The 4,441-nt window shown below is 73.5% G+C and carries 4 protein-coding genes; 3 read left to right on the top strand and 1 reads right to left on the bottom strand.

From position 1 onward, the window contains the following. The first annotated feature begins 207 nt into the window (after positions 1 to 207). Together C1J00_RS38790 and C1J00_RS38795 are read left to right on the top strand one after the other, a co-directional pair. On the top strand, positions 208 to 687 hold the full coding sequence (locus C1J00_RS38790; RefSeq protein ID WP_102913578.1) for an anthrone oxygenase family protein: 480 nt from the start codon (positions 208 to 210) through the stop codon (positions 685 to 687). Between the two features lie 130 nt (positions 688 to 817). Beyond that, positions 818 to 2,308, top strand: coding sequence for a glutamate synthase subunit beta (locus tag C1J00_RS38795; protein WP_102913579.1), 1,491 nt, complete (start codon positions 818 to 820; stop codon positions 2,306 to 2,308). 132 nt (positions 2,309 to 2,440) lie between these two features. Here the strand turns inward: C1J00_RS38795 and C1J00_RS38800 are convergent, their stop codons facing one another. After that, positions 2,441 to 2,926, bottom strand: coding sequence for a carboxymuconolactone decarboxylase family protein (locus C1J00_RS38800; protein ID WP_102913580.1), 486 nt, complete (start codon positions 2,924 to 2,926; stop codon positions 2,441 to 2,443). A gap of 47 nt (positions 2,927 to 2,973) precedes the next feature. Between C1J00_RS38800 and pdxR the strand changes: the two genes are divergently transcribed. Next, entirely contained in the window at positions 2,974 to 4,383 is a 1,410-nt protein-coding gene (pdxR, locus tag C1J00_RS38805) for a MocR-like pyridoxine biosynthesis transcription factor PdxR (RefSeq protein WP_102913581.1), read from the top strand. Positions 4,384 to 4,441: the final 58 nt, after the last annotated feature.

Raw genomic sequence — 4,441 nt, forward strand, 5'->3', positions numbered from 1 at the left:
GACCGAGGCGGGGCTCGGTTCCGCGGGGTGACTGACGTGAGAGGCACCGGGGCGTGCGTCATGCCGTCGGCACGGCCGCTCGAACGCCCGTGGACGTTCGCTTATGCCGCCGCGCCGTTCGGCCATGGTCACCGTGCTCGTACGGGCATTCACTAGGGGCGAGGAAGGGTGCCGGGCGGGATTCCGGCTGGACGGCGGGAGAGAGACATGATCGACGGACCATACTTCGTGCTGACGGTGCTGGGGGCGCTCGGGACCGGTCTGGTGGCCGGGGTGTTCTGCGGGTTCTCGACCTTCGTGATGCGGGGCCTGGGCATGCTGCCGCCCGCGCAGGGAGTCGCCGCGATGCAGGCGGTCAACGTGGCGGCGGTGGCGCCGCCCTTCATGATCGTGTTCCTGGGGTCGGCCGTGCTGTGCGCGGTGATCGCCGTGGTGACGTTCGTGCTGTGGCCGGCCGAGGGGACGGTGGAATTGCTGGTGGGCAGCGCGCTGTACCTGTTCGGGTCGTTCGGGCTGACCATGGTCGCGAACGTGCCGCGCAACGACGCCCTGGCCGGGCTGGAGCCGGGCACTCCGGAGGCGGCGGCGTACTGGCCGGTGTACCTGCGCGAGTGGACGCTGTGGAACCACGTCCGCACGGCGGCCTCGGCCGCGGCGGCGCTGGCGTACGTGCTGGCGCTCACCTGACGCCCGTGCCACGCGGCGGACGGGCACCGGCCGGGAGGCGGACGTATCGTGGCGAAAGAGTGCCGCCGACGAGTGAAGATGCCGCCCGACGGCACACGGCCTGTCCCACGCGCACGCAAGGAAGACGGCCATGGCCGATCCCAAGGGTTTCCTGACCACACCCCGCCAGGACTGGCCGCGCAGGCCGGTCGAGGAACGGGCGCGGGACTGGGCCGAGGTCCACGTCCCCGGGGCGCTGCTGCCGATCATCAGCAAACAGGCCGACCGTTGCATGGACTGCGGCATCCCCTTCTGTCACGACGCCTGTCCGCTGGGCAATCTGATCCCCGAGTGGAACGACCTGGTGTCCAGGGAGGACTGGCGGGCGGCCGCCGACCGGCTGCACGCCACGAACAACTTCCCGGAGTTCACCGGCCGGCTGTGCCCCGCGCCGTGTGAGGCGGGCTGTGTGCTGGCGATCAACCAGCCGGCCGTCACCATCAAGAACGTCGAGTGCGCGATCGCCGACCGGGCCTGGGAGGAGGGGTTCGCGCCGCCGAGGCCGCCGGAGCGGCTGTCCGGGAAGACGGTCGCGGTGATCGGTTCGGGCCCGACCGGGCTGGCCGCGGCGCAACAGTTGACGCAGGCCGGGCACACGGTCGCCGTGTACGAGAGGGACGACCGGCTCGGCGGGCTGATGCGGTACGGCATCCCCTCGTTCAAGATGGAGAAGCGTCATCTGGAGCGGCGGCTGGAGCAGATGCGGGCCGAAGGGACGAAGTTCCGGACGTCGACGGCGGTCGGGCGGGACATCGGGGCCGACGAGCTGCGGACCCGCCACGACGCCGTGGTGCTGGCCACGGGGGCGACCGCGTGGCGGGAACTCCCGGTGCCGGGGCGGGAGCTGACGGGCATTCACCAGGCGATGGAATACCTGCCGCTGGCCAACCGGGTGCGCGAGGGTGATCTGGAGACGTCCCCGCTGTCGGCAGCCGGTCAGCACGTCGTCATCGTCGGCGGCGGCGACACCGGAGCGGACTGCCTGGGCACGGCCGTCCGGGAGGGCGCCGCATCCGTGACCCAGCTGGACATCTACGCCCTGCCGGACGCGGAGCGCGACGAGGACACCGAGCCCTGGCCGACGTATCCGATGCGGATCTACCGGCTGTCCGCCGCCCATGAGGAGGCGCGTGACCTGCGGACCGCCCCGGTCGCGGACGCGGATGCGCGGCTGTTCGCGGCGTCCACTCTGCGCTTCGACGGCGACGCGCAGGGGCGGGTGCGCTCGCTCCACCTGGTCGAGGTGGACACCCGGCGCCATCCGATGGAAGGCACGGGGCGGACGCTCCCCGCCGACCTCGTGCTGCTCGCCCTCGGCTTCTCCGGGCCGGACCGGGAGGACGGGCTCGTCGACCAGCTGGGGCTGGAGATGGAGCCCCGCGGGACGATCGCGCGGGACTCCGGGTTCGCCACGAACGTGCCCGGGGTCTTCGCCGCGGGGGACGCGGCCCGGGGGCAGTCGCTCATCGTGTGGGCGATCGCCGAGGGGCGGGCGGTGGCCGCGGCCGTCGACCGCTATCTGACGGGCAGTGCGAGGCTGCCGGCGCCGATCGGGCCGTACGACCGGCCCATGGCGGTGTAGCGCCCTGCCGCCGTGACCACCGAGCCGCCGGAACCGCCCGGACCACCGGACCACCGAGCCGCCGGACCACCGGACCGCCGGGACCGCCGGGAGCGCCAGGACCGCCAGGACCGCCGGGACCGCCAACGGATGTCATCGATCGTCCGTCCCCGCGACCTTCCCCGTCGACAGTGCCAGCCGGTTCCAGGTATTGATCGCGCAGATCAGGGCGAGCACCTGGGCGAGTTCCCGCTCGTCGAACAGTGCGGCGGCGCGCGCGTACACCTCGTCCGGGACGCCGGCGTCGGCGATGAGGGTTACCGCGTCGGTGAGGGCGAGAGCCGCCTGCTCCCGTTCGGTGAAGAAGTGACGGGCCTCGCGCCACACGGCGACCATGTGCAGCCGGTCCTCGCTCTCGCCGGCCTTGCGGGCGTCGTTGGTGTGCATGTGCAGGCAGTACGCGCAGTGGTTGAGGTGCGAGGAGCGGATCTGGATCAGCTCGACGAGGGCCGGGTCGATGCCTTCGCGGGCGGCGGCGTCGAAGGCGATGAGGGCCCGGAAGGCCTTCGGGGCGGAGGCGCCGAACTCCGGCCGGGCGGACGTCGGGTGGGTGCTGCTCGTGTTCACGGTCGTCGTCATACCCTTCAAACTACGAGCTGGAAAGACCCGCTGTAGGGTGCACTCTCATGGTGACATCGTGGGTCAATTCCGCGGAGCGGATCGGGTCCGACCTGCATCTGGAGCTGACCGGGCCGGGCGGCCGGCGGGCGGCGCTGATCAGTGCCCTGCGCGAGGCGGTGCGCAGTGGGCGGCTCGCCCCGGGCACGCGACTGCCGCCGTACCGCTCACTCGCGGCGGACCTCGGAGTCGCCCGCAACACGGTGGCGGACGCGTACGCGGAGCTCGTCGCGGAGGGCTGGCTCACCGCCCGGCAAGGGTCCGGCACCCGGGTCGCGGAGCGCGCCGAGCCGCTGCGGCCCGCCGCCCGCGTGCCCAAGAAGGCACCGCCACGCGCGCGTGGCCCCCGGCACGATCTGACGCAGGGCACACCGGACGTCTCGGCGTTCCCGCGCACCGCCTGGCTGGCCTCCTACCGGCGGGCCCTGCAGCAGGCGCCCAACGAGGTGTTCGGCCCGGGCGACCCCGCCGGCCGGCCGGAACTGCGGGAAGCGCTCACGGAGTACCTGGCACGGGCGCGTGGCGTGCGGACCGAGCCGGGCCGGATCGTGATCTGCTCCGGCTTCGCGCACGCGCTGCGGCTGCTGTTCGGCGGCGTCCTGCGCGGCCCCTTGGCGGTGGAGGCGTACGGGCTCGGGTTCCACCGGCACGTCCTGGCCGCGGCCGGAGTGCGGACGGTACCGCTCCCCCTCGACGAACACGGCGCGCGGATCGACCGGTTGGCGCGCGAGCGGGCCGTGCTGCTCACGCCGGCGCACCAGTTCCCGACCGGCGGCCCGCTGCACCCCACGCGCCGGGCCGCCGTGATCGACTGGGCACGCGCGCGTGAGGGTCTGGTCCTGGAGGACGACTACGACGGGGAGTTCCGCTACGACCGCAAGCCGGTCGGCGCCGTCCAGGGGCTCGACCCCGAGCGCGTGATCCACATCGGTTCGGTCAGCAAGAGCCTGTCGCCGGCGGTGCGGCTGGGCTGGATGGTGCTGCCGGAGCGGTATGTCGAGGCCGTTCTGGCCGCCAAGGGCGAGCGCGAGGCGTGGGCGAGCGTCCTCGACCAGCTGAGCCTCGCGGACTTCATCGCTTCGGGATCGTACGACCGGCACATACGCCGGATGCGGCAGCGCTACCGCGGCCGCCGGGACCGGCTCGTCGCGGCGCTCGCCGAGCACGCGCCGCACATCGAGGCCACCGGCATCGCGGCCGGGCTGCACGCCGTGCTGCGGCTGCCGCCCGGCACCGAGGCGTCCGCGGTCAAAGCCGCCGCCTGGCAGGGCGTCGCCCTCGACGGCCTCGCCGCGTTCCGGCACCCGGAGACGGACATGCCGGTGGGCGACGGGCTCGTCGTGGGGTACGCGACCCCCTCCGAGCACGCCTACGGGCCGGCCCTGGAGGCGCTGTGCGGTGCGCTGCCGCCCCCGTGACCGGCCCGGGGCCTCCGTGAGTGCTACGGCTTGCGCCCCACCGCCCCGTACCCCGGGA

The organism is Streptomyces cahuitamycinicus (assembly GCF_002891435.1).
GTDB lineage: Bacteria > Actinomycetota > Actinomycetes > Streptomycetales > Streptomycetaceae > Streptomyces > Streptomyces cahuitamycinicus.